This window comes from Paenalcaligenes hominis (genome assembly GCF_041359055.1).
Taxonomy (GTDB): Bacteria; Pseudomonadota; Gammaproteobacteria; order Burkholderiales; family Burkholderiaceae_B; genus Paenalcaligenes; species Paenalcaligenes hominis_A.
The window spans coordinates 527,083-547,851 of sequence record NZ_JBGJKZ010000002.1 but is presented as its reverse complement, the minus strand read 5'-3'; the positions used below and the strand labels follow the sequence as shown (position 1 = coordinate 547,851).

Genomic DNA, 20,769 nt, shown 5'->3' with positions numbered 1-20,769 from the left:
ATGCAAATATAGGTATTTTCAAGCATATAAATGAATGAAAAAATAGCACCATCTGAATAAATTAGGAACAAAGGAAGAACTCCCGATGCCCATCAATTCATTCGGTGGCGTATCCGCTGCCAAGACCTTGTCATTTTACGATACGGTACGCGCCAGACAATCCTGCCGGTCTTTCGCGGCTACTGCTGTTGATCCGGCACAGATCCGTGAGGTTCTTGAAGACGCGAAATGGGCACCGTCCAACTGCAATATCCAGCCCTGGCAGGTTCACATCGTCAGCGGCGCGAAACGAGACGAACTGGCGCAGACCATCCTTATTGCCGCAGAAAAAGGGAAGTTTTGCCTTGACTTCAGTTTTGACGACGAGCTCTTCGATGGCCGCTATGGTGAGCGTCGGCGTGAGCAGGGAGTCTTTATTACGGAAGTCTTGGTGTAGCCCGCGATGACATTGAGGGATGTCGCATCGTATCGGAACGAAATTTCAACTTTTTCGGTGCACCACATGTAGCCTTTCTGTTCATGCCATCCTTTGGGGACAACGTCCGTGTGGCTGGTGATATTGGAATGTACGGCCAAACTTTTCTTCTCAGTCTCGCCGCCAGAGGGCTGGGTGGTGTGCCGCAAACCATTCCTGGCTATTTCGCAGATACGGTCAGGGAGCAGCTGAACCATCCTAAGACACTGAAGCTTTTATTCGGAATTTCCTTTAGTCATCCAGCACAAGATGTGCAATCGACCCAAGTTCGTACAAATCGAGATGACATCCTTGTTTCGACCACTTTTCACGAGTGAGCGGCGAATATCAGTTTGTCGCTACTTTTAGGCTTATTAACAGAACGGAAATTTTATGATATCGACTTCCGACCAGATGCAGAGTGCACCTGAATCGAAAAAAGCAGCATCTACAGCGTCAAATTGGGGGGCCGTATTTTCCCTTGGTTTAGGATGTTTTGGCTTGGTTGTGGCCGAGTTTCTGCCAATCAGTCTTCTGACTCCAATATCCGAGGATCTGAAAATATCGGCGGGGATGGCGGGGCAGACGATCACGGCTACCGCCGTCGTTGCTGGTATTGCCGGTCCGCTGGTTGTTATTACAACTCGTGGGCTCAATCGTCGGTTGACGTTATTCGGTCTTAGCTTTTTGCTCCTTCTTTCTGGATTACTCGGCACGGTTGCCAATAGCTTCGAGTTTCTTATGTTGTCGCGTGTGTTACTGGGTATCGGTCTTGGTGGTTTTTGGTCGATGGCTGGTGCGATCACAATGCGGCTTGTGCCTGCCTCATCCGTCCCTAAAGCCATGGCAATTGTCTTTGGCGGGGTTTCTTTGGCCACCGTTGTCGCAGCGCCTTTGGGAGCCTGGGTTGGGGCTCATTTTGGTTGGCGTGTAGCATTTATCCTCTCCGCAGCCTCTGGACTGATGGCTCTTGTTGCCCAAATAGCCACCATCCCGTCGCTTCCGCCGAGCGGGCAGGCAGGGTTCGGAACTCTGGTGTCGGTATTCAAGCGTCCCAAGGTCATGGTCGCGCTCTTTGCAACCATCATGCTTGTGGGTGGGCAGTTCGGCAGCTTTACCTATATCCGCCCTTTTCTTGAGGAGATCCCTAAATTTGATGTCAATATGATTTCACTTGTTCTTTTTGCCTATGGCGTTGCCGGCTTTATCGGAAATTTCATTGGTGGTTGGATTATGGCGCGCAGCACCACATTATCTATCAGTATCGGATCGACGCTGGTTGCCGTTTCAGCGATCACATTGATTTTCGCTGGAACCAACTTGATGGTCGCTGTTGTTGCAATCACTCTATGGGGACTTGCGTGGGGAGGGCTGCCAGTTAGTATTCAGACACATATAGTCAGATCAGCGCCAGACGAGGCGGAAACGGCCGGTTCACTCATGCTCCTTGGTTTTCAGGTGGCAATTTCCATTGGTGCTATCTTGTGTGGCTTTATTCTTGACCACAACGGCCCACTTGGTGTTATGACTCTTCTTGCTGTGTCGATGGTGATTGGGTTCTTGACTATGTTCTCCCGTCATTCGCGCCCAGCGTAACCGCAAGCGGGGTAACGTGGAGTCACTGCTTATGGGTTTGAGACTGATAAGGTTGACAGTGCTCATTTTTATTTCTGCACTAGGATAAATCCAACCCTTGTGAGTTCTGCGAATAGTTTTGCTCCAGTGGGATAACGCATACTTTACTTAACTTAACTTGTTAGGAGGTAAAGTATGCTAACCAAAAACCAAAAGCAGTCGGGCCAGGGGATGACGGAATACGTCATTATTGTAGCGTTAATAGCGGTTGCAGCTATTGCTGTGTTCCAGATTTTTGGTCAAGTGATCCGCTCTCAAACGGCGGCAATGGCTAAAGAACTAGCAGGTGAAGATGGCACGGCTGAATCTCAAAAAGCCCAAGAGGCTGCGCAGCTAGGGTCCGTTCAGGCGGAAAGCAAAAGCCTGCAAAGTTTTACGGGCAATGCCTCACAAGCAGGTGGAAACTAGCCATGAATCAACGTCAAAAAGGTCAGGTGTTGCTAGTGGCTTTACTGGCTTTGGGTGTGTTTAGCACCCTTATGCTGAAGTTTTTTTATGTAGGGCAAATTAATTACCAGGCATTACGTCAACGGTATGCTTTAGATGCTGCTACCTATAGTGCTGCTTTACTTCAAGCACAAATGCTTAATTATGCCGCCTATATGAACCGCGCTTATGCTGGTCATCAAATAGCCATGGCACATCTGGTGACGCTGGCTTCATGGGCCGAGTTTGCTCAAACTCAAGCACAGCGGGTACAGATGGCAAATCCGCCAGCCAGTTTGATCAGCATGATGTTTGGGCCGCAATATGGGCTCAGTTACCAGGCATCATTGCCAGCCCAAAGTTCTGGGGTGGCAGAAAATCAGTTAAAAGCGCTTTTTGCACAACATCAGAAATTTAGTGCGCTGGTATTTGAGCCGCATAGCCAGGTCATTTATGCCGATATACCAGCACAACGTGAAGCACGTATACGTTCTGTGTTGTATGACAATTACCCAGAGTTAGCGTTGCAACAACAGCCGCAGTTAATGCAGCTAGAAATAACAGACGACAACTGGCACGAAGTGTTGGGGTGGCATGCCTCAGCAGGATGGCAGCCTTGGTTAAAAGAGCTATTAGCACATTACGATTTTTTAAAACCACGTCATAAAACGGCTAAAAACAATTGGCTTGTTCAAGCGCGTTGCCCGCATAAGCGCCATGAATTACGCAGGCGCGGAGCAACAGTATTAACTTCAGAAGGGCACTGGCAGGCTGAGGACACCTTATCGTTTCATGCTTTGCGATCAAATCGTTGGATCGGCTGTTATCACCGTGAGTACGCTATGGGGTGGGCTTGGGTACAAGGGCAAACAGATAACACAACCTTGGAAGAGTATGAAAGTGCCCCAGATAATTTTTCTCAGCAGGATTTTTGGCGTTGGGTCCAAGAACACACACAGTGGGATATTACTGACGGTAGCGCTAATGGTATAGCTCATGCTTGGGCTCGACGTGATCAAACTGTTTGGCCTAGCCAAGGTTTACACAACTTTCTTATTACTCGGGCCTCAAATCCTGAGTTCCGATTTAAGACACGGCTTGCATTGCAATACTCTGCAGGGGCCCAACTCGTTCATAGTCAAAGTGAAGCAAAAAACAGTTACGAAGAGCCTCCTAGTCAAACAGGTCATGCCGCACAAAAAGCCACTTTGTTTCAACCTTATTGGCAGGCAGCTCTTGCAAACAGTGAATGGGAGCAACGCTTACAGCAACTACTAGGAGAGCGTTAATGCAGACACAACAAGGACAAGCTTTGCTAGAAATGGTAGTAGCCAGTGCAGTGCTATTAATAGCAGCCTCATCATTAGTGTGGTTGCAACGTTGGCAAGAGATCAAAGCCCAAACTCAACATCATGCTGGCTTTGCTGCGTTTAGGTATGCCCAGACTCATTTGCTCGGCCCAGAGGCACTGAACCATCAGCCCAACTATGTAGAGGGACTATTTAGTCCTATATCTCATTCTATTCAGTTGCACTATTACTCTAGGCCGTTTCTTAACGATTGGGTACCCGAAACGGTGGCGCACCAAGATGCGTTGCTTGGGCCCACAGAGCGAGTGCAGTTTAAGGCCCAAGCCCAACAACTCAAGACTCCTCAGCCCACAATGGCATGGTGGTGGAATAACAAAGCACCATTGCCCACCTTGCAGCTCAGCAGTCATACCCTTTTAGACGTAGGGCTAGGGGCGGTTAACTCAAGCACACAAATGACTGAGCGCCTACAACACAGTACAACGCTTTGGCGTAGCGCTTATCGCGCGTCGGACGCTGCTTTTTCTCAATGGGTGCCTTTAATTAAACCGGTAGATCGCGCTTGGCAACGGGCGGAACCGAACACAGAGTGGCTTGCCCCCTGGCGTGATTCCATCCCTTCTTTTTTACCCTAAGAGTTTGAGCATGTTTTGGTTAATGAGTGCGGTGCTGTGGTTATGTTGTGCTGTATTAGGTGGGGTTCAGGCGCAACTATTGCCTTCTTTAAGCGGATGGCCTGTACAGTGGCAGTCCACAGAGCAGTGGCATTGGCAAGGGCAGCGCATACAACGTCAAGACTTTACGAGCCCAAGTTCAGCGCTTGAGCTTATGAATCAGTTACCTAATTTATTGCCTTACAACTTAAAAGCATTGGCATTACCCAATGCATGGATGGTTAGTTTTTTTGCTGATGAGAAGCATTTTCTTCTGTTTTTAGCTGCTCAACAGCAGAGCGCTACAGGCTGGTTATCCAGCATGACTGTTTTAACAGATCAGCAGGCTATTCCCAGTGTGTTTGATGGCCTCTATGAGCACAAGTGGTTCATGCAAGCGCAAACTCAGCAACCCAGTTATTTGGTGTTACAAGCACATAGACCGTTCGCAAAAAACACCCATCGTTTAACGCGTCGTTTACAGAATCAAGGCTGGGCTTCTGCCATACAAGACTGTGCTTTGGTCGTAGTGTGTGAGTGGAGTAAAAAGCGGCAACGATTACTGATCTGGCAAGAGCCGCGACAGGGCTTATGGCATATTTTGTGGTGGCACTCTTAAGAGGCTTTGTTATGAAAAAAATAGCTGCGCATCATAAATTTATTATTTGGCTAGGGTGTTCTGTATTAAGTGGAAGTTTGGCGGTTTGGGCAGCGTATCAACATTTAGAACAAGAGCGTCATTTATTAGTAGAGCAAACCAAGCTACCCACCGTACCACGGGTAGTGGCCGCTTACGGCCTAGAAGCAGGTACTGTGCTGACTGAATCTCACCTTGCTGTTAGGGAGTTCCCCGTACAAAGTATTCCTAGGGACAGTGTAGAGCCCAGTCAATATAGCGTCTTAGTAGGGACTGCATTACGTGCCCATGTTGCTGCGGGCGATTTAATTCTGGGCGTACACACCGAATACGAGCGTGAACAAAACTTCTCTGCCCGGTTGGCTGATGGGCGGCGTGCAGTCACTATGCCTGTGGACCAAATTAACTCATTAGCCGGGCTGTTACGAGTGGGCGATTTAGTGGACTTATATGTAAGTTTCGACCATCAACGGCGCAAAATAACGGCACCTCTCTTACAAGGGGTGCTAGTGATCGCTACGGATGAGCAGACCGATTCAAATACAGTAGATAACGCACAGTTTGCCACGGTAACTTTTGATCTTAGTCCCGAAGAGGGGGCAAAGCTCGTTGCAGCTCGTCAAGCTGGCATGATTACAGCTATGCTTCGCAACCCCCACGATGCTCACATTTCAAGCAAAGGCATTCGTGGCGATTTGGCTAGCTTGCTTGGTCTAAATGCCACTCCCACTGAATACAAGTCCGTGCCAATTATATATGGCAATAAAACGCATCGTCAGGTGCGTGGTGCAGAGGCTACCCCTAAAGCAGGAAAAAGTGCGGTGCTCGATGTAGATACTCCAGCGCAGTTAAGCTTTATTCAGGAGAGCTTCGATGTGGTTGAAAATTAGTCAATTAGTGATGGCTGGTATGCTAGGGGTTTGGTTAGGGCAAGCCTATGCCACCGAGACGTGGCAAATGCAAGTGGGTGAAATGCGTGTATTAGCCTTGCCCCAAGTGCTACGCGTGGCAGTAGGCGATGGTCATGTTCTTCATGCGGTTACCTCCGAAGACAATGAGGTATTGGTTTTTGCGCGTAATGTAGGCACAAGCACGCTTACCATTTGGTTTAAACAGGGCCATTATCAAAGTTACCATATCCATGTGCAAGAGCCTGTAGAGCAACATCAACGCTCAGAGTTGAAGCAGCTTCTGCAACGCATCCCTCAGCTCCAAGTAACAGAGATTGGTGAAAAGGTTGTAGTAGAGGGTAACCAACTGAGCGCTCATCACCGAGCCCAACTCGAAGAGTTAAAAAAGCGCTATGAACTTATTGTAGATTTAAGTCACAGCCAAGCCTGGGAGCCAATGGTTCTACTGGATGTTCAGGTTTTGGAAATACCTAAAAACTTTTTGCGTGAATTAGGTGTGCGTTGGTCAGATCAGTCGGAGGGTGGGTTTAATGCAGGCTTAGCGTGGGATCAGGGTGCGAAAAACTTGCTCGATCGGCCTGGGCAAGTGGTGATGCCTGTGCCGTTCCAACCAGGTGCTTTTGCAGGCTATTTTGGTCTTAATACATTGCTTAGTGCTCGACTTAATGCGTTATTACAGCAAGGACACGCCGTCGTGTTAGCCCAACCACAGCTTTTAGCGCGTAGCGGTGCTACAGCAGAATTCCTAGCTGGTGGGGAGGTCCCTTATGCATCCAGTGATAGTAATGGCAATACCACGACTTTGTTTAAACCGTATGGGGTGTCATTAAAGATTACGCCTTATCTAGAGAGCCATGGGGCAGTACGTTCGCATGTGGATGTAGAAGTCAGCTCCATTGACCCCAGTTTATCTATTCCTACAGGTCCTTCATTAAAAACGCGTCGTGCTAGTACCGAGTTTAATGTGCAGTCAGGTCAAACCTTGGTGTTAGCAGGCTTTATCTCCCAAGAGCTCTCTCAAACTCAGCAGGCTGTACCTGGTTTAGGTCAGATCCCGATTTTAGGGGCCTTATTTAAATCCAAGCGTTATCAACGCAATGAAACCGAGTTGGCTATCTTTGTTACACCGATAGTAATGGACGCCGAGCACCCAACCAACAAAGAGCGAGTACGTTTAGGGCACACCATTATTGAGCAGCAGCTCAATCCGAATCAGTTAAATACCAGCTTTAATCAAGAAAACCAAGCTACAAGTCAGGTCTCACCTTATTGGAATCCGTGGCAGGGTGAGGGGTCACAATGGCAACAGGAGGCCACGTATGCGGTTGCACCTTAATGTGCTTTATCAAGACGGGCGACAACAGCAAGCCTGGTACCAGCTACCTTGTCAGTTGGGGAAAAGTAGCGATCAAGACGTGGTTTTGACTGGATGGAAAGTGGCGCGGCAGCATGCACGCTTGTATGAAGAAAGTGGTGCGGTCTATTTAGAGGATTTTGGTAGTCTAAGTGGGACCTATTTAAATCATGAGCGTATTAGTCGGGCAGGTCCTTTGCGCGTACAAGACCATATTTTGATTGGTACTGCTTTAATAACCGTAATCGCCATAGAAGAGTCTATCGAGCAAGATAGCCAACCCGTTATTCAGTCAGACCTACCTTTGGTACACCACGAACCGCAGCATACTTCGCTCTCCATACAAAATCAGATGCATCAATGGCTTATTGAAGCCTTAGATTTACGCCGTCAGTCATTAGCACATATGAGTGACGCCGAATTACGTGCCCATGCCCATGCCCATCTAGAGAAAATTATTGAACGCGAGGCGGTAGTAATTCCCGGCTCCAAGACGGATTTAATGCGTACCGTACTTGATGAAGCAATTGGACTAGGGCCGTTAGAGCGACTATTAGAGCAAGAGGACATCACCGAGATCATGGTAAATGGTCCAACTACTATTTTTGTTGAGCGCCAAGGGCGCTGTGAGCCCACATCGTATAGCTTTAGCAGTGAGGCGGCATTAATGGCTGTTTTAGATAGGATTGTTAGCCCTTTAGGGCGGCGTCTAGATGAGAGCTCACCCATGGTGGATGCACGTTTATCTGATGGATCTAGGGTTAATGCAGTGATTCCGCCTATTGCGCTACATGGGCCGATGTTGACCATACGTAAATTCAGTCGTTATCGAATGGATTTAGACGATTTATTGCAAAAAGAAGGGCTAAGCGTAGCGATGGCTGATTTTTTAGCTAGCTGTGTCAAGCATAAGAAAAACATTCTTGTGGCGGGTGGTACGGGTAGTGGTAAAACGACATTGCTGAACATTCTATCTAACTCCATTCCTGCTCAAGAGCGTGTTATTACCATTGAAGACGCTGCGGAGTTGCAACTACAGCAACATAATGTCGTTAGTCTCGAGGCTCGCCCTGCCAATGCCGAAGGCCAAGGGTTAATTACAATTCGTGATTTAGTGCGTAATGCTTTGCGTATGCGCCCCGATCGCATTGTGGTGGGTGAGTGCCGAGGGCCAGAGGCTTTTGACATGCTCGGAGCCATGAACACTGGGCATGAAGGCTCCTTAACCACATTACACGCCAATAGTCCACGCGATGCCCTAGCCCGATTAGAAAGTCTTATTTTAATGGCTGGGCTAGATCTGCCCTTAAATGCCGTACGCGAACATATTGCAGCAGCTATTCATATTATTGTGCAACAAACGCGTTTGGCGCAGGGACGACGCTTGATTACTAGCATTAGTGAAATTACAGGAATGGAGGCGGGGCGTATACAAATACAAGAGTTATTTGCTTATCAGCCACAAACTCAACGTTTTACAGCGACGGGGATTTTTCCGGCGTGTTTTGAAAGTCAGCCTCAAGCATTGAATCCAGACTGGTTTTACTTCTAATGGGGGCCGTCATGTGGTTAATAGTAAGTCTAGTGCTGTGTGGTGTTTGTGTGGTACTCCTTATGGCTGCTGGACCAAGGTGGTTTTGGGGTTTAACTCAAAAACATCAACGTTTTATGACGGCCGAGACAGAGCAGTTTTTTATTGCTCGGTTTATTTTTATTCAAAGTCGTGCTGTGGTGGGCATGGTATGGGTAGTACTGCTTTGTTTAGCTATTGTCTTAGTGTTTTTGGGGGTTCCTGTTGGGTTGGTAGTGGTGCTAAAGCTGGTAATGCTACTCGCCTGGCCGTTTTTTTTGCGTTATTTGCACAAAAAAAGAATAGAGCGTTTCGAGAAACAGTTTCCAGATTTTATGCTGGCACTTGCGAGTGCTTTGCGGGCGGGCAGCAGCTTACGTATAGCCCTACAGCGTTTAGTGCCCCATAGTCAAGAGCCGGTGCGCCAAGAGCTAGAGTTGTGTTTAAAAGAGCTGCGTATGGGCCTTAGCCTTTCACAAGCTCTTAATCACCTACAACAGCGAACAAAGTGTGAGTCCACCGCATTATTTAAATCTGCATTGGTCGTGGCTGGGCAAAGCGGGGGTGGGCTTGCTGATCTTTTAGAAAATATGGCGCAAACGATTAGCACACGCACTTATATCGAAGGCCGCATCAACGCTTTGACTGCACAGGGCCGCTTACAAGCTTGGATTATGGTGTTGTTGCCCGTAATAGTAGGGGTGGCTTTGTATGCGATAGATGCCAGCTTAGTGGCACCGTTATGGCAAGAGCGTATGGGACAGATCCTATTAACGTTAATGGTGGTGTTAGAGCTAATTGGTTTGTGGTGGATTCAGCGTTTAGTGGCGGTGCCTTTGTAGGAGAAGCCATGTGGTGGTTTTTAAGTCTTTGCAGCGCAGGTATTGCTATGCTTTTGTTGGTAGCAGGTGTCTGTTGGCCTTGGGTGCGAGCGCGTCCACTTGCATCATCTGTTTCGCTGTTTCAGCCTTGGTGGCTGGTATGGGTGCAGATCTGTTCACCCTTATTATCGTGGCGTTATCGTTGGTATATACAGCGGGTTTTAGGGCTAACCGCACAGTCACCACAGGCTATTGATCATTTTTTCGCTAAACAATGCGCAGGCGTGATGCTCTGTCTAGGCTTTGGAAGCATGGGAGCTTTGCTAAAGCAACAGTGGGGTTATGGGGTGGTCGGCGTGGTGATGGCGATTTTGGTTTTTTTGTTGCCTTTACTCAGAGCGCATCAGCAGCGTAATCAGTCAAAAAAGCATATGCAGCGTGATTTTCCTTTTATGCTGGATTTGGTTTGTTTAAGTATAGAGGCAGGGCATGGGGTGCACCAAGCGCTGTTCATGTGTAGCGCGGAATTACCCCAAGGGATATTGAAACAACAGCTGCTATTGGTGCAAGAGTCCATGCGTGCTGGCTTGAGCCGAGAACAAGCCTTCAAGGCCTTCACGGAGCGGGTGGCATTGGCTGAGGCCCATGCATTTGTGGCGGCGTTGCAGCAATCCATTGAGTTGGGCGGGCGTTTAGCCCCTGTGCTTAAACAGCAAGCACAGCAAAGACGTCAAGAGCGCTTTTTGCGTGCGGAAAAACAAGCATTAGAAGCCCCGGTAAAAATGCTGCTACCGCTAGTTTTGTGTATTTTCCCGTGCACGTTTTTGGTAATTGCTTATCCCTTATTTTTTCAATTATGGCAGCAACTGTAATTTCTGTTTATCAGGCCTATGGCTTTAGGGCACGTTTTTGGGGATGGCATCGCTTTCCGTATCTTCAGCATGCTTTATATTTTGATCGGTGTCAGGCTGTCCATAGTTTTGGCTTAACACAACCTTTAGCGGTGCGCTTTATTGGGGCGGACAAGGTGGCGCTAGGTCCTTGGCACTACTTGGCCCCAAATCGTTGCTTAGTTAACCTAAATGCAAAAGCTGTTTTAGAGATGCGTTGGGGTTCTGCCTTAAAGCGCCATCAAACATGGGTAGCGTTTTATTATGCGCAAAACCCATTTAAACGGTGGTGTTTATAGCACTTTGCCCAAAGACACTACGATAAATAGGATAAAAGCAGCTGTAGAGATAGGCCATCATCACGAGGTTCAGAGGGGTTAGTAAGAAATAAGCAAACGACGCTCCAAACAGAGCCACCATAGCTTTTGCTAAATACTGTGCACCAAAATAAATAGCTGCCCAACAAAGACCAAAAATAAGCAAAGCACCTTTGGTGCGCCAGCAGGCCACCATCGAGTAAAACAACGCTTTTTTTAAAGGAATGCCATGCCAACCCATTAGTGCGGGGGCATGCCAAAATAAAATAGAAATACCCACATAGAAAAGCCCAAACAAATACATAGGGGCTTGAATTGCTTGCATCACCTGAGTCGGGTCAGCGTCCTCTGTGCTCATGACCTCTACCAATGTTTGGCTAAATGGCATGACGGCCAGAAAACCTGCAGCTAAGCAAATAAAAAAATAACTTAGGCCAAGCTTGAGCATGGCTTTTTTGACCTCAGCACTTTTTAGTGGTTGTAGCCACATGCCTAGTTGCATAGGTTGATTACGCTCTATGTGAACACAGGCATTTAATGCAATAAACCCAATAGCTGGTGTAGCAACTATCAATGCAATTTGACCTAAAATGGGCAACAAATAGCTCAAGTTAATGAGTAGGCTGGTCATTAAGCTCCAGAACAACATGGTCATGGGCTGGCGTTTAAACAACGCCCAACCTTGTACTAACCAAGCCCAGCCGTATTCAGAGGAAAGTCGTGCTGCCTGCATGGCTTATCCTAATAAGTCGTTAAGTGTGTACACAGTGAGTTTACGCTGCGTGAGAACCCGCTCAAAATGCGTAGGGTCATGCGGTTTTAGACTTTGGGCTGGGCGTGGATGGTAAAAATCATATAAGCGCGACACCCAAAAACGCAAAGCAGCAGCCTGAAGTAGTAATGGCCAGATGCTTTTTTCCGCCTCAGTAAAAGGCCGTACAGCGTTATAGGCACTAACCCATGACTTCAATAAATCCACTTTAAACTCGCCGGTCTCACGCACAATACACCAGTCGTTTACACTTACTGCTACGTCAAACAGCCATTTATCGCAGCCAGCAAAGTAAAAATCGATGAACCCGCCCATAACTGGGGCCTCAGCACTACCGGAAAAAAGCACATTATCCCTAAATAAATCACAATGTGAAGGTCCTGCCGGTAATGTTTCATAAAGAGCACTGGCAAACAGTTGCTGTTGCTCTTGAAGACTACTTTGCAGTAAGGCTTTTTGGTTTGGATTTAGGAAATCCAATACTAATGGTATGGTTTGCTCCCACCAACTTAGACTGCGTAAATTAGGTTGAAATAATGGGTAATCTTGGGCGGCTAGATGGGTTTGCGCTAGGGTGGTAGCGGCTAAAGCACAATGCTGAATTGTCGGTTCAGGTACATAGCTGCCTGTTAAACGCGATACAATAGCGCAGGGCTTGTTGTGTAAGCGTGTTAAACGCTGGCCATTTTTTAAGGTTTGTGGCGAAGGCACAGGCAAGCCTTTTTGAGCCAAATGGTGCATTAGCTCTATATAAAAAGGCAATTGCTCATAGGTCAAGACCTCAAATAGCGTCAATACATATTCGCCTGTGGTTGTGGTCAGAAAATAGTTGGTGTTTTCAATACCGGCGCTGATGCCTCGTAAAGAAACCATCTCTCCTAAATGGTAGTGTTGCAATAGATCGCGTGCGTCAGCATCGGTTACGGTAGTAAAAACAGCCATCTTGTGTTGTTAAAATAATTAATTGAATAAAAAGTGGTGACAATAAAAGCAGTCGCTATTATAAGAAAGAGCGCGTATAAAACCTAATGCAATCCTTAGGTTTCTGATTATATAGATATAGGTATGTTGTGAGTCTACAGTCAAATCAGGCTATGAGCCAAGTTAGCCAGATGGCAGCCCCCAGTTCTTGGGCACTTTGTGTTGCTCCTATGATTGATGTGACAGATCGTTATTGTCGCTATTTTCATCGTTTGCTAGCCCCAAAAGCACGGCTTTATACTGAGATGATTACCACCGGAGCACTGGAATACGGTGATGTGGCACGTCATTTGCGTTTTGATCCGTCCGAGCACCCGGTTGCATTACAGTTAGGTGGCAGCGACCCCAAGGCCTTGGCTTATAGTGCCAAGCTAGGTGAGCAGTGGGGCTACGATGAAATCAACCTAAACTGTGGCTGTCCTTCGGATCGTGTCCTTCAAGGGGCTTTTGGTGCTATTTTAATGAGCCAAGCACAACATGTGGCCGATTGTGTTAAAGCCATGCAGGATGCGGTCTCTATACCTGTCACGCTAAAGCATCGCTTGGGTTTGGATTATGATTATAGCTATGAGTTTGTGAAAGACTTTGTTGCTGTTCAGTACGAAGTAGGGGTGCGAATCTTTATTGTGCATGCGCGCAACGCTGTTCTTAAAGGGTTGTCACCCAAGGAAAACCGAGAGGTACCCCCTTTGCGTTACGATATGGCTGCGCAATTGGCGCAGGATTTTCCCGAGGCTACCTTTGTTTTAAATGGGGGCATCAGCACGGTAGAGGACAGCATGCAGCACTTACAGCAGTTTGATGGGGTGATGCTTGGGCGTGCTGCGTGGCACACGCCCGCAGTCTTAGGCCATATCCACGACCAAATTTGGCCCGAGGTGACTCGTTTAAGTGATCAAGAGGTTGTGGATGCCATGTATGCGTATTTAACCGCGGAAATTCAAGCAGGAACGCGCCCACGCCAGATCACCAAAGCCTTGTTGGGATGGGCTCATGGCAAACAAGGGGCCAGACAATGGCGACGCCATTTATCAGACCCTGCTCAAATGGCACGCCAAGACGCGACTGTTTTGCTAGAGGCTTGGCAGCAGCTTCAGCAAGCGAACTAATTACACAATTGCTGTTTGGCTTGTGTGTATTCAACGCACAGCTGATTAAAGAGCTCGGTAGCTGGTAAAGCACGAGCCAAAGGGGCTCCTTGGCCGGCCCAATGTGCTGCAAAATCATAATTTGCTGCTGAGCTTGCTACCTGATGCAAGGCTTTAGCGGCATTATATGCCACAGGATAAGCCGGTAGATCTGCCACGAGGGCTGCAATTTCAGTATGCATACGATTGCGCAGCCCCCGCGCTGGACGTCCAGAAATAACGGGTGTAATAGCTGTGTCGTAAGCACGATGGCTAAGTAGTGCAGCGCGGTAAGCCGAATCTGCAGCGGACTCTGGGCAAGCAACGAATGCTGTGCCAAGCTGAGCTAAGTCCGCACCATGTAATTGCATAGCGGCCACATGAGCCCCCGTCATTATTCCGCCAGCTGCAATCAGAGGTAAATGAATGTGTTGATGCAGTTGGCCTAATAAGGCAGTTAGGCTTAGCTCTGACTCAATTAGGGGGTTAAAAATACCACGATGTCCCCCAGCTTCAATGCCTTGCGCAATAATAGCGTCCACGCCGGATTGTTCCAAGAATTTAGCTTCTGCTAGACTTGTGGCACAGCCCCAAACATCAATACCTGCTGCTTTTAATTGGGCAAGCGCTGTGGGCTCAGGTAAACCAAAATGAAAGCTTACGATGGTGGGCTTTTCTTCACAGAGCATTTGAATTAGAGCGGGGTTTTGCCAAGCGCTTTGATAGCCTTCGCCTAATGAGGCAGGAGGAGAACTATCAAACTCATTGAAGTACGGCGTTAATAAATATAGCCAATGCAACTCGCGCTCAAGATTTTGAGCCTCGGGTTGATGGCAGAAGAAGTTCACATTAATTGGTCCAGGGGTTGCGAGCTTGAGTGCTTGGATTTGTGCGCGCGCCGTTTCTACATCTAAATGGCCTAATCCTAATGAGCCTATCCCCCCAGCACGAGTCACGGCGGTGGCTAACTCAACGGTGCTAACTCCTGCCATGGGTGCTTGAACTATGGGAGCAGATAATTGGTATTTTTGCGCTAAAGAACTCATGGGTACTCGCTATAAAAAAAGCCACTTAAATCTAGCTAAAAGTGGCGTAGGGGATAAAAAAATAATTAGTCGGGTAGGCTGTCAGTAGGCCAGTCACGAATATAGGCTTTAAGCATTTTGTTCTCGAACTTTTCGGCCTCTACCAAGGCTTTGGCCAAATCATAAAAAGAGATAACGCCTAATAGCATCGGCCCATCCATAACAGGAACATAGCGCGCGTGCTTGGCAAGCATTAACCGTTGCACTTCGTCCGCGCTGGTATTAGGGGTGACGCTAATAGGCGCATCATTCATAATGCTGCGAATGGTATAGCTATATCCATCGGCTCCATGTGCATGCAGATGGCGTATGATTTCTCTAAAAGTGAGCATGCCGACTAACTCACCATGCTCCATAATAACTAGTGAGCCCACATCTTGCTCGCTCATAATTTCTATGGCTGTGCTGATGGGGGTATCGGGTGTAGAGGTGTAAAGGATATCCCCTTTAACACGCAAAATTTCACTTACTTTCAGCATGAGTAGTGACTCCTAAGGGATTTGGTCTAGTAAATAGTTGTTGTTCTAAGCGCTGACAAAGCTCTTTTAGCTGCTGGGGCTCAGAAAAAAGTGATTCTAGGTTAAGTGCTGGGTTAGCCACGGTAAGATTGATCAGACCTACTATGCTATGAGCCACTGGGGTATCGGCTTGGGTGCGATCAATAAGCAAAGCATCAACTAAGGGCGCTAAAGGGGTAAGAGCTGGGTCGCAGCTCAGTACCCATCGTTCATCTTCATTTTCTATGGTGTTGACCACGTAACCGTCTTTTTTTAAGCGTTTAAGTAGCTCGTGCAAACTGGCTGGGTCGCGACGCAATTGCATGCTAATTTGATGCAAATTAAGCCCCGAGGGGACTGCAGTGCGCTGCTTCCATAATAATTCCAAAACGGACAGCGCATTTAAAAATTGAGCTCCAGAGTGGTGTGAGTTGGTCCATGAGCGACGTCGTAGGTTAGGTAAAATAGCGACTAGACTGGCCCCAACTAATACCACTAACCAAGACAAATACACCCACATTAAGAAAATGGGCACCGTGGCAAAAGCACCGTAAATAAGGGTGTAGGTAGGAAACTGTTTTAGGTAAAAAGCAAAGCCCGATTTCAGGATCTCTAGGGCCAAAGTGGTAAATACCCCCCCCACAAACGCATCACGCCATAAAATACGTCGGTTTGGCACATAGACAAAAAGAGCGCTAAAAGCCAATGCGGTTAAGATAAATGGGATATATGACAGTGCAAACGAACTAAGAAATGAAAGGGTATTGATATGACCTAAAGAGTCTTGTGCCAATATTGTGCTGGCCCAAATACTGGCACCTGCCAAAATAGGCCCTAAAGATAATATGGCCCAATAAACCAACACACGTTGCATCCAAGGGCGCTTTTCTGTGACATACCAGATGTCATTAAATGTTTGATCAATGGTGGACATCAACATAATGGACGTCACAATCAAAAACAAACTTCCTACTGCAGTCAGGCTAGACGCTTTGGCGGCAAATTGATTTAGGTTTTCCATTACGGTGCTAGACACCGCTGCAGGCATTAAGGTGGAGCTTAAAAACTCTTGTAGTGCTGCCCTAAAGTCATCAAATAATGGAAAAGCCGTAAATAACGACAACACTACTGCTAATAAGGGCACTATGGCTAAAATGGTAGTAAAGGTTAGACTGGATGCCACTTGCGTGATGTTGCGTTGCAGTATTCGCGTCACTATAAATAACAGCGTATCAACGCTTTGGGAAAACCAAGCGGTATGCGATGTATGTTTTTTAGTGGACTGAGCGCTAGGCTCTGGCGTTGTCATAACGTTAAACTCCAAGCAAAAAAAGTGACCCTAGTCGTTTATATAAAAGTTTTGCTTTCTGTGATCATACCAGTATGAATGTTCAATTAAACCCTATTTTGTATCGGCTTGCAGCGCTATCGCTCGTAGGCTTAATTATTCTTTGTCTCGCGTGGGAGCTTTTTATTGCGCCAATACGCCCCGGTGGGTCTTATTTGGCACTTAAAGTGCTGCCTTTGTTGTTGCCGTTACGTGGTGTCTTAAAAGGTAACGTTTATACCTTGCAATGGTCCTCTATGTTAATGCTATTGTATTTTATGGAGGGGGTAACTCGCGCTTGGTCTGACCCAAATCCTTTATCAGTTCAAATGGCGTGCATAGAGATTGTGCTGTCTTTTACCTTTTATGTGTGTGCAATGTTTTATTTGTGGCCTGCAAAAAAAGCAGCTAAACAAAATAAAAAAACACATCAAGTGCACTAGGAGTCCTTATGAAGAGCTGTTTTGACGCTTTGACTTTCAGTCACAGTTATGCTGATTTAGGCAGTGCTTTTTATACACGGCTTGATCCTCAAGGCTTAAATGAGCCGCGTCTACTCCATGTTAATAAGGACTTGGCCCAACGCCTAGGGCTTAGCGCAGACTGTGTCATGGCTCCCGAGTTTCTTGCTGTTATGTCAGGCAATCAGGGTCTTGAACCCGGACAAAGCTTAGCCGCTGTCTATAGCGGGCATCAGTTCGGGCATTGGGCTGGTCAATTAGGGGATGGTCGTGCGCATTTACTAGGAGCCATAGAAACCGCCCATGGTCCCTTAGAGCTGCAGCTTAAAGGCTCAGGGCTTACGCCTTATTCACGTATGGGAGATGGCCGAGCAGTGCTGCGTTCCTCTATACGAGAGTATTTAGCCAGTCATGCGATGAAAGCGCTAGGTATTCCCACAACCGAAGCTTTGGCTTTGGTCGCTTCTGACGACAAGGTGTATAGGGAAACCATAGAAACAGCGGCCATAGTTTGCCGTGTTGCCCCTAGTTTTGTTCGGTTTGGCTCATTTGAGCACTGGGCTGGACGTCCTCAGCAGCTCAAGCAGCTATTGCACTATGTGATCGAGCATTTTTATCCCGAGTGTGGGTTGCCGGCATTGCAGACGGATGCTGAGCTCGTGCAAAATATGTTGCGCCTTGTGGTACAACGTAGCGCTCAAATGGTTGCCCATTGGCAAACGGTGGGCTTTTGTCATGGGGTAATGAATACAGACAATATGTCTATACTGGGTTTAACCATAGACTACGGCCCCTATGCGTTTATAGACAAATTTGCCATTGATTTTGTGCCCAACACCACTGATACCGGTGCGCGTTATGCTTGGTTTCGTCAACCCACTATAGTGCATTGGAATTTGGCTCGTTTAGCCAGTTGTTTTTTAGACATCTGTACAGAGGATCAGTTGCAAACGGTATTGGCTCATTATGAACATGACTATCTGCAACAGTATCGCACCAATATGCAGCAGAAAATGGGGTGGGACACCTGGTTAGAAACAGACAGTCAGCTAATGAATGAATGGTGGCAGTTATTGCATGACCAACACGCTGATTTCACTTTAAGTTTTAGACATCTAGCAGTAGCACCTACACAACCAGAACTTTGGTTGCAGCTATTTGAACACCGCTCTCAGGCGCAAGACTGGTTAGACCGCTATTTGCTGCGTAGCCAACAAAACCATCACTCAGCCCAAGCTCGAGTTGAGCAAATGAATGCGCATAATCCGCTGTATGTATTGCGCAATCATCTCGCTCAAGAAGTCATTGTCGCGGCCCAACATGGTAACTACGCACCGTTAGAACGTTTATATACGGTATTAAATCGTCCGTTTAAAGAGCAAGACGGGGCTGAGGATTTGGCGCAGCCGCCTAGCCCAGAACAACGGATTGTGGCTTTAAGTTGTTCTTCTTAGTGTTTATACAGAGTAATTTGGGTATGATTATGCCCAATCAGCTTACTCATTTTTGGATTTAATTTGTTATGGCGGCCAACACTTTAGGTACTTTGTTTCGCGTTACAAACTTCGGGGAATCGCATGGGCCTGCGATAGGCGCAGTGGTTGATGGGTGCCCTCCAGGGTTAGAGCTCTCAGAGGCCGATATTCAATACGAACTCGATCGACGTCGGCCTGGTACTTCACGTCATGTAACCCAACGCCAAGAGGCCGATCGGGTTGAAATACTGTCAGGGGTTTACGAAGGTAAAACCACAGGTGCCCCTATTAGTTTATTGATTCGCAATACCGATGCGCGCAGTAAAGACTATGGCAATATTCTTGAAACCTTTAGACCTGGGCACGCCGATTATGCGTATTGGAAAAAGTATGGCATTCGCGATCCACGTGGTGGGGGGCGCTCATCGGCACGCCTTACTGCACCTACTGTAGCGGCCGGAGCTATTGCTAAAAAGTGGTTGGCTCAGTATTTTCAAGTGCGTATCCGAGGCTACATGAGTCAATTAGGTCCTATTGTTATCCCTTTCCAGTCTTGGGACGAGGTAAGCCAAAACGCGTTCTATGCGCCAAATGCCGCTGTGGTGCCAGAGCTTGAAGCCTATATGGATGCGTTACGCAAAGACGGTGATTCCATCGGAGCCCGTATTGAAGTCATAGCGGAAAATGTACCCACTGGCTTAGGCGAGCCGGTGTATGGGCGTATGGATGCAGAAATTGCCTATGCCATGATGGGCCTTAATGCAGTGAAAGGGGTTGAAATTGGTGCGGGTTTTGAGTCCGTATCGCAGCGTGGCTCCGAACACGGCGATGCCATTTACCCAGAGGGTTTTGCAACCAATCATGCTGGGGGTATTTTAGGCGGGATTACCACCGGGCAAAACATCGAGGTTTCTTTGGCTATTAAGCCTACCTCTAGCATTCGCATCAAGCGTCCCTCGGTAAACATAAATAATGAAGCTGTCGAGGTGCAAACCTTGGGGCGTCATGACCCATGCGTGGGTATACGTGCTACGCCTATTGCGGAAAGTCTATTAGCTATTGTGATTATGGACCAATTATTGCGTCAACGTGGTCAATGCGGTGATAGTGGTTTAAATCGTTAAGGAAAGAACTATGCGTCCCTTGCTTCATAAAATAAAAATAGCGGCTGGTGTTGGTGTGAGTAGTTTACTAGTGGCCTGCACGGCACTGGATACCACTAGCTCTGGCACGGTCGGTATCCAGCGTAAACAATACATGTCGGGTTTGGTGTCTGAGGCCGAGTTAAACCAAACGGCTTTGCAGCAATACTCACAAATGATAGGGCAAGCGCGTGCACAAAAAGCACTGGATGTGGATGCAGCTCAAACTCAACGCGTACGGACTATTGCGCAGCGTCTAATCCAACAGGTTGGTACGTTTAGGCCTGATGCCCAGCAGTGGAATTGGGAAATTCATGTCATCAACAGTAATGAGGTGAATGCGTGGTGTATGCCTGGGGGCAAAATGGCAGTGTACTCGGGTTTAATTAAGCAAACTCAAGCCACCGATGACGAGTTAGCTGCTGTTATTGGTCATGAAATGGCGCATGCTTTGCGTGAACATGCCCGAGAGCAAATGTCCCAGCAAATGGTCACGGGTCTAGGGCTATCCATCTTAACTGCTGTTACTGGCAACTCTGCCGCCGGGGATTTGGGGGGAACGCTAACTGATGTGATGTTTAATTTGCCCAATAGCCGTACTCATGAAACCGAGGCCGATTTGCTAGGGGTCGAACTAGCTGCTCGAGCCGGTTACGATCCGCGCGCAGCCGTCAGTCTATGGCAAAAAATGAGTGCATTAGGCGGTGGTGGTACCCCTGAGTTTTTGTCTACGCATCCTTCGCCTGCGAGTCGTATTAATGAGCTACAAGTAGCCGCTGAGCGTGTTCTGCCTTTATACGAACAAAATCGACGTCGTTAAACGTGTGGTTCACGATTCGAATCCCCTTTTAAGAGCGGCTAAAGCCGCTCTTAGTCTATCTGGACTAGCTAAACGATAACAACTTGGAATCAGGCCGGCATCCC

23 protein-coding genes are annotated in these 20,769 nt (G+C 47.5%); 18 read left to right on the top strand and 5 right to left on the bottom strand.

All coding sequences use genetic code 11. The features are described 5' to 3' along the window. The first annotated feature begins 85 nt into the window (after positions 1–85). From ACBP46_RS06530 to ACBP46_RS06470, 13 genes are all read left to right on the top strand, one after another. The gene (locus ACBP46_RS06530) at positions 86–436 is read left to right on the top strand and encodes a nitroreductase family protein (protein WP_371015927.1); all 351 of its coding nucleotides are present in this window, start codon (positions 86–88) and stop codon (positions 434–436) included. Positions 437–519: 83 nt separating this feature from the next. Next, positions 520–792 (top strand): nitroreductase family protein, encoded by a 273-nt coding sequence (locus tag ACBP46_RS06525; RefSeq protein WP_371015926.1) that lies wholly within the window; start codon positions 520–522, stop codon positions 790–792. Between the two features lie 55 nt (positions 793–847). Continuing rightward, entirely contained in the window at positions 848–2,050 is a 1,203-nt protein-coding gene (locus tag ACBP46_RS06520; protein WP_371015925.1) for an MFS transporter, read from the top strand. 174 nt (positions 2,051–2,224) lie between these two features. Beyond that, complete coding sequence (locus ACBP46_RS06515) at positions 2,225–2,497, top strand: hypothetical protein (RefSeq protein WP_371015924.1); 273 nt, start codon at positions 2,225–2,227, stop codon at positions 2,495–2,497. A gap of 2 nt (positions 2,498–2,499) precedes the next feature. After that, positions 2,500–3,804: a hypothetical protein gene (locus ACBP46_RS06510; RefSeq protein ID WP_371015923.1), complete on the top strand. Its 1,305-nt coding sequence runs from the start codon at positions 2,500–2,502 to the stop codon at positions 3,802–3,804. Then, positions 3,804–4,460: a hypothetical protein gene (locus ACBP46_RS06505; RefSeq protein WP_371015922.1), complete on the top strand. Its 657-nt coding sequence runs from the start codon at positions 3,804–3,806 to the stop codon at positions 4,458–4,460. Before ACBP46_RS06510 ends, ACBP46_RS06505 begins: the two co-directional genes overlap by 1 nt. Before the next feature lie 10 nt (positions 4,461–4,470). Beyond that, positions 4,471–5,097 carry a hypothetical protein gene (locus ACBP46_RS06500; protein ID WP_371015921.1) on the top strand — a complete coding sequence of 209 codons (627 nt, stop codon included), beginning with the start codon at positions 4,471–4,473 and terminating at the stop codon, positions 5,095–5,097. A gap of 11 nt (positions 5,098–5,108) precedes the next feature. Continuing rightward, positions 5,109–6,005: a Flp pilus assembly protein CpaB gene (gene cpaB / locus ACBP46_RS06495; protein WP_371015920.1), complete on the top strand. Its 897-nt coding sequence runs from the start codon at positions 5,109–5,111 to the stop codon at positions 6,003–6,005. Next, entirely contained in the window at positions 5,989–7,362 is a 1,374-nt protein-coding gene (locus ACBP46_RS06490) for a type II and III secretion system protein family protein (RefSeq protein ID WP_371015919.1), read from the top strand. Before cpaB ends, ACBP46_RS06490 begins: the two co-directional genes overlap by 17 nt. Continuing rightward, positions 7,346–8,932, top strand: coding sequence for an ATPase, T2SS/T4P/T4SS family (locus tag ACBP46_RS06485; RefSeq protein WP_371015918.1), 1,587 nt, complete (start codon positions 7,346–7,348; stop codon positions 8,930–8,932). The genes ACBP46_RS06490 and ACBP46_RS06485 overlap by 17 nt, the downstream gene beginning before the upstream one ends. 11 nt (positions 8,933–8,943) lie before the next feature. After that, positions 8,944–9,792: a type II secretion system F family protein gene (locus ACBP46_RS06480; RefSeq protein WP_371015917.1), complete on the top strand. Its 849-nt coding sequence runs from the start codon at positions 8,944–8,946 to the stop codon at positions 9,790–9,792. Positions 9,793–9,800: 8 nt separating this feature from the next. Beyond that, the gene (locus tag ACBP46_RS06475) at positions 9,801–10,643 is read left to right on the top strand and encodes a type II secretion system F family protein (protein WP_371015916.1); all 843 of its coding nucleotides are present in this window, start codon (positions 9,801–9,803) and stop codon (positions 10,641–10,643) included. After that, on the top strand, positions 10,628–10,960 hold the full coding sequence (locus ACBP46_RS06470) for a hypothetical protein (RefSeq protein WP_371015915.1): 333 nt from the start codon (positions 10,628–10,630) through the stop codon (positions 10,958–10,960). The genes ACBP46_RS06475 and ACBP46_RS06470 overlap by 16 nt, the downstream gene beginning before the upstream one ends. On the opposite strand, the gene ACBP46_RS06465 is transcribed toward ACBP46_RS06470, so the two are convergent. Both ACBP46_RS06465 and ACBP46_RS06460 read right to left on the bottom strand, forming a co-directional pair. Then, positions 10,941–11,711: a BPSS1780 family membrane protein gene (locus tag ACBP46_RS06465; protein WP_371015914.1), complete on the bottom strand. Its 771-nt coding sequence runs from the start codon at positions 11,709–11,711 to the stop codon at positions 10,941–10,943. The two genes, ACBP46_RS06470 and ACBP46_RS06465, sit on opposite strands and share 20 nt — an antisense overlap. A 3-nt stretch (positions 11,712–11,714) precedes the next feature. Beyond that, positions 11,715–12,692: a homoserine kinase gene (locus ACBP46_RS06460; RefSeq protein WP_371015913.1), complete on the bottom strand. Its 978-nt coding sequence runs from the start codon at positions 12,690–12,692 to the stop codon at positions 11,715–11,717. Positions 12,693–12,862: 170 nt separating this feature from the next. Between ACBP46_RS06460 and dusA the strand changes: the two genes are divergently transcribed. Beyond that, a complete protein-coding gene (dusA, locus tag ACBP46_RS06455; protein WP_371016060.1) occupies positions 12,863–13,840 on the top strand; it encodes a tRNA dihydrouridine(20/20a) synthase DusA in 978 nt (325 codons plus the stop codon). On the opposite strand, the gene ACBP46_RS06450 is transcribed toward dusA, so the two are convergent. The 3 genes from ACBP46_RS06450 to ACBP46_RS06440 all read right to left on the bottom strand — a co-directional run bounded on the left by ACBP46_RS06450 (position 13,837) and on the right by ACBP46_RS06440 (position 16,749). Beyond that, entirely contained in the window at positions 13,837–14,904 is a 1,068-nt protein-coding gene (locus ACBP46_RS06450) for an NAD(P)H-dependent flavin oxidoreductase (RefSeq protein WP_371015912.1), read from the bottom strand. The genes dusA and ACBP46_RS06450 overlap by 4 nt on opposite strands. 65 nt (positions 14,905–14,969) lie before the next feature. Continuing rightward, complete coding sequence (locus tag ACBP46_RS06445) at positions 14,970–15,422, bottom strand: CBS domain-containing protein (RefSeq protein WP_371015911.1); 453 nt, start codon at positions 15,420–15,422, stop codon at positions 14,970–14,972. After that, positions 15,406–16,749 (bottom strand): YihY family inner membrane protein, encoded by a 1,344-nt coding sequence (locus tag ACBP46_RS06440; RefSeq protein ID WP_371015910.1) that lies wholly within the window; start codon positions 16,747–16,749, stop codon positions 15,406–15,408. Before ACBP46_RS06440 ends, ACBP46_RS06445 begins: the two co-directional genes overlap by 17 nt. A 74-nt stretch (positions 16,750–16,823) precedes the next feature. Here ACBP46_RS06440 and ACBP46_RS06435 point away from each other — a divergent pair, with 74 nt between their 5' ends. From ACBP46_RS06435 to ACBP46_RS06420, 4 genes are all read left to right on the top strand, one after another. Then, positions 16,824–17,210, top strand: a complete 387-nt coding sequence (locus ACBP46_RS06435) for a DUF2069 domain-containing protein (RefSeq protein WP_371015909.1) — start codon at positions 16,824–16,826, stop codon at positions 17,208–17,210. A gap of 8 nt (positions 17,211–17,218) precedes the next feature. Further along, positions 17,219–18,682, top strand: coding sequence for a protein adenylyltransferase SelO (locus ACBP46_RS06430; RefSeq protein WP_371015908.1), 1,464 nt, complete (start codon positions 17,219–17,221; stop codon positions 18,680–18,682). A gap of 68 nt (positions 18,683–18,750) precedes the next feature. Next, a complete protein-coding gene (gene aroC / locus ACBP46_RS06425; RefSeq protein WP_371015907.1) occupies positions 18,751–19,827 on the top strand; it encodes a chorismate synthase in 1,077 nt (358 codons plus the stop codon). Between the two features lie 10 nt (positions 19,828–19,837). Beyond that, the gene (locus tag ACBP46_RS06420; RefSeq protein ID WP_371015906.1) at positions 19,838–20,665 is read left to right on the top strand and encodes a M48 family metallopeptidase; all 828 of its coding nucleotides are present in this window, start codon (positions 19,838–19,840) and stop codon (positions 20,663–20,665) included. The last annotated feature ends 104 nt before the right edge of the window (positions 20,666–20,769 follow it).

What these genes read in the sequence shown, in the direction of transcription:
- ACBP46_RS06460 (WP_371015913.1), bottom strand. Translation starts at nt 12,692, where the DNA reads ATGGCTGTTTTTACTACCGTAACCGATGCTGACGCACGCGATCTATTG.
- ACBP46_RS06480 (WP_371015917.1), top strand. Translation starts at nt 8,944, where the DNA reads ATGTGGTTAATAGTAAGTCTAGTGCTGTGTGGTGTTTGTGTGGTACTC.
- ACBP46_RS06475 (WP_371015916.1), top strand. Translation starts at nt 9,801, where the DNA reads ATGTGGTGGTTTTTAAGTCTTTGCAGCGCAGGTATTGCTATGCTTTTG.
- ACBP46_RS06465 (WP_371015914.1), bottom strand. Translation starts at nt 11,711, where the DNA reads ATGCAGGCAGCACGACTTTCCTCTGAATACGGCTGGGCTTGGTTAGTA.
- aroC (WP_371015907.1), top strand. Translation starts at nt 18,751, where the DNA reads ATGGCGGCCAACACTTTAGGTACTTTGTTTCGCGTTACAAACTTCGGG.
- ACBP46_RS06445 (WP_371015911.1), bottom strand. Translation starts at nt 15,422, where the DNA reads ATGCTGAAAGTAAGTGAAATTTTGCGTGTTAAAGGGGATATCCTTTAC.
- ACBP46_RS06530 (WP_371015927.1), top strand. Translation starts at nt 86, where the DNA reads ATGCCCATCAATTCATTCGGTGGCGTATCCGCTGCCAAGACCTTGTCA.
- ACBP46_RS06485 (WP_371015918.1), top strand. Translation starts at nt 7,346, where the DNA reads ATGCGGTTGCACCTTAATGTGCTTTATCAAGACGGGCGACAACAGCAA.
- ACBP46_RS06430 (WP_371015908.1), top strand. Translation starts at nt 17,219, where the DNA reads ATGAAGAGCTGTTTTGACGCTTTGACTTTCAGTCACAGTTATGCTGAT.
- ACBP46_RS06505 (WP_371015922.1), top strand. Translation starts at nt 3,804, where the DNA reads ATGCAGACACAACAAGGACAAGCTTTGCTAGAAATGGTAGTAGCCAGT.
- ACBP46_RS06500 (WP_371015921.1), top strand. Translation starts at nt 4,471, where the DNA reads ATGTTTTGGTTAATGAGTGCGGTGCTGTGGTTATGTTGTGCTGTATTA.
- ACBP46_RS06435 (WP_371015909.1), top strand. Translation starts at nt 16,824, where the DNA reads ATGAATGTTCAATTAAACCCTATTTTGTATCGGCTTGCAGCGCTATCG.
- ACBP46_RS06515 (WP_371015924.1), top strand. Translation starts at nt 2,225, where the DNA reads ATGCTAACCAAAAACCAAAAGCAGTCGGGCCAGGGGATGACGGAATAC.
- cpaB (WP_371015920.1), top strand. Translation starts at nt 5,109, where the DNA reads ATGAAAAAAATAGCTGCGCATCATAAATTTATTATTTGGCTAGGGTGT.
- ACBP46_RS06520 (WP_371015925.1), top strand. Translation starts at nt 848, where the DNA reads ATGATATCGACTTCCGACCAGATGCAGAGTGCACCTGAATCGAAAAAA.
- ACBP46_RS06525 (WP_371015926.1), top strand. Translation starts at nt 520, where the DNA reads ATGCCATCCTTTGGGGACAACGTCCGTGTGGCTGGTGATATTGGAATG.
- ACBP46_RS06470 (WP_371015915.1), top strand. Translation starts at nt 10,628, where the DNA reads ATGGCAGCAACTGTAATTTCTGTTTATCAGGCCTATGGCTTTAGGGCA.
- dusA (WP_371016060.1), top strand. Translation starts at nt 12,863, where the DNA reads ATGGCAGCCCCCAGTTCTTGGGCACTTTGTGTTGCTCCTATGATTGAT.
- ACBP46_RS06510 (WP_371015923.1), top strand. Translation starts at nt 2,500, where the DNA reads ATGAATCAACGTCAAAAAGGTCAGGTGTTGCTAGTGGCTTTACTGGCT.
- ACBP46_RS06450 (WP_371015912.1), bottom strand. Translation starts at nt 14,904, where the DNA reads ATGAGTTCTTTAGCGCAAAAATACCAATTATCTGCTCCCATAGTTCAA.
- ACBP46_RS06440 (WP_371015910.1), bottom strand. Translation starts at nt 16,749, where the DNA reads ATGACAACGCCAGAGCCTAGCGCTCAGTCCACTAAAAAACATACATCG.
- ACBP46_RS06420 (WP_371015906.1), top strand. Translation starts at nt 19,838, where the DNA reads ATGCGTCCCTTGCTTCATAAAATAAAAATAGCGGCTGGTGTTGGTGTG.
- ACBP46_RS06490 (WP_371015919.1), top strand. Translation starts at nt 5,989, where the DNA reads ATGTGGTTGAAAATTAGTCAATTAGTGATGGCTGGTATGCTAGGGGTT.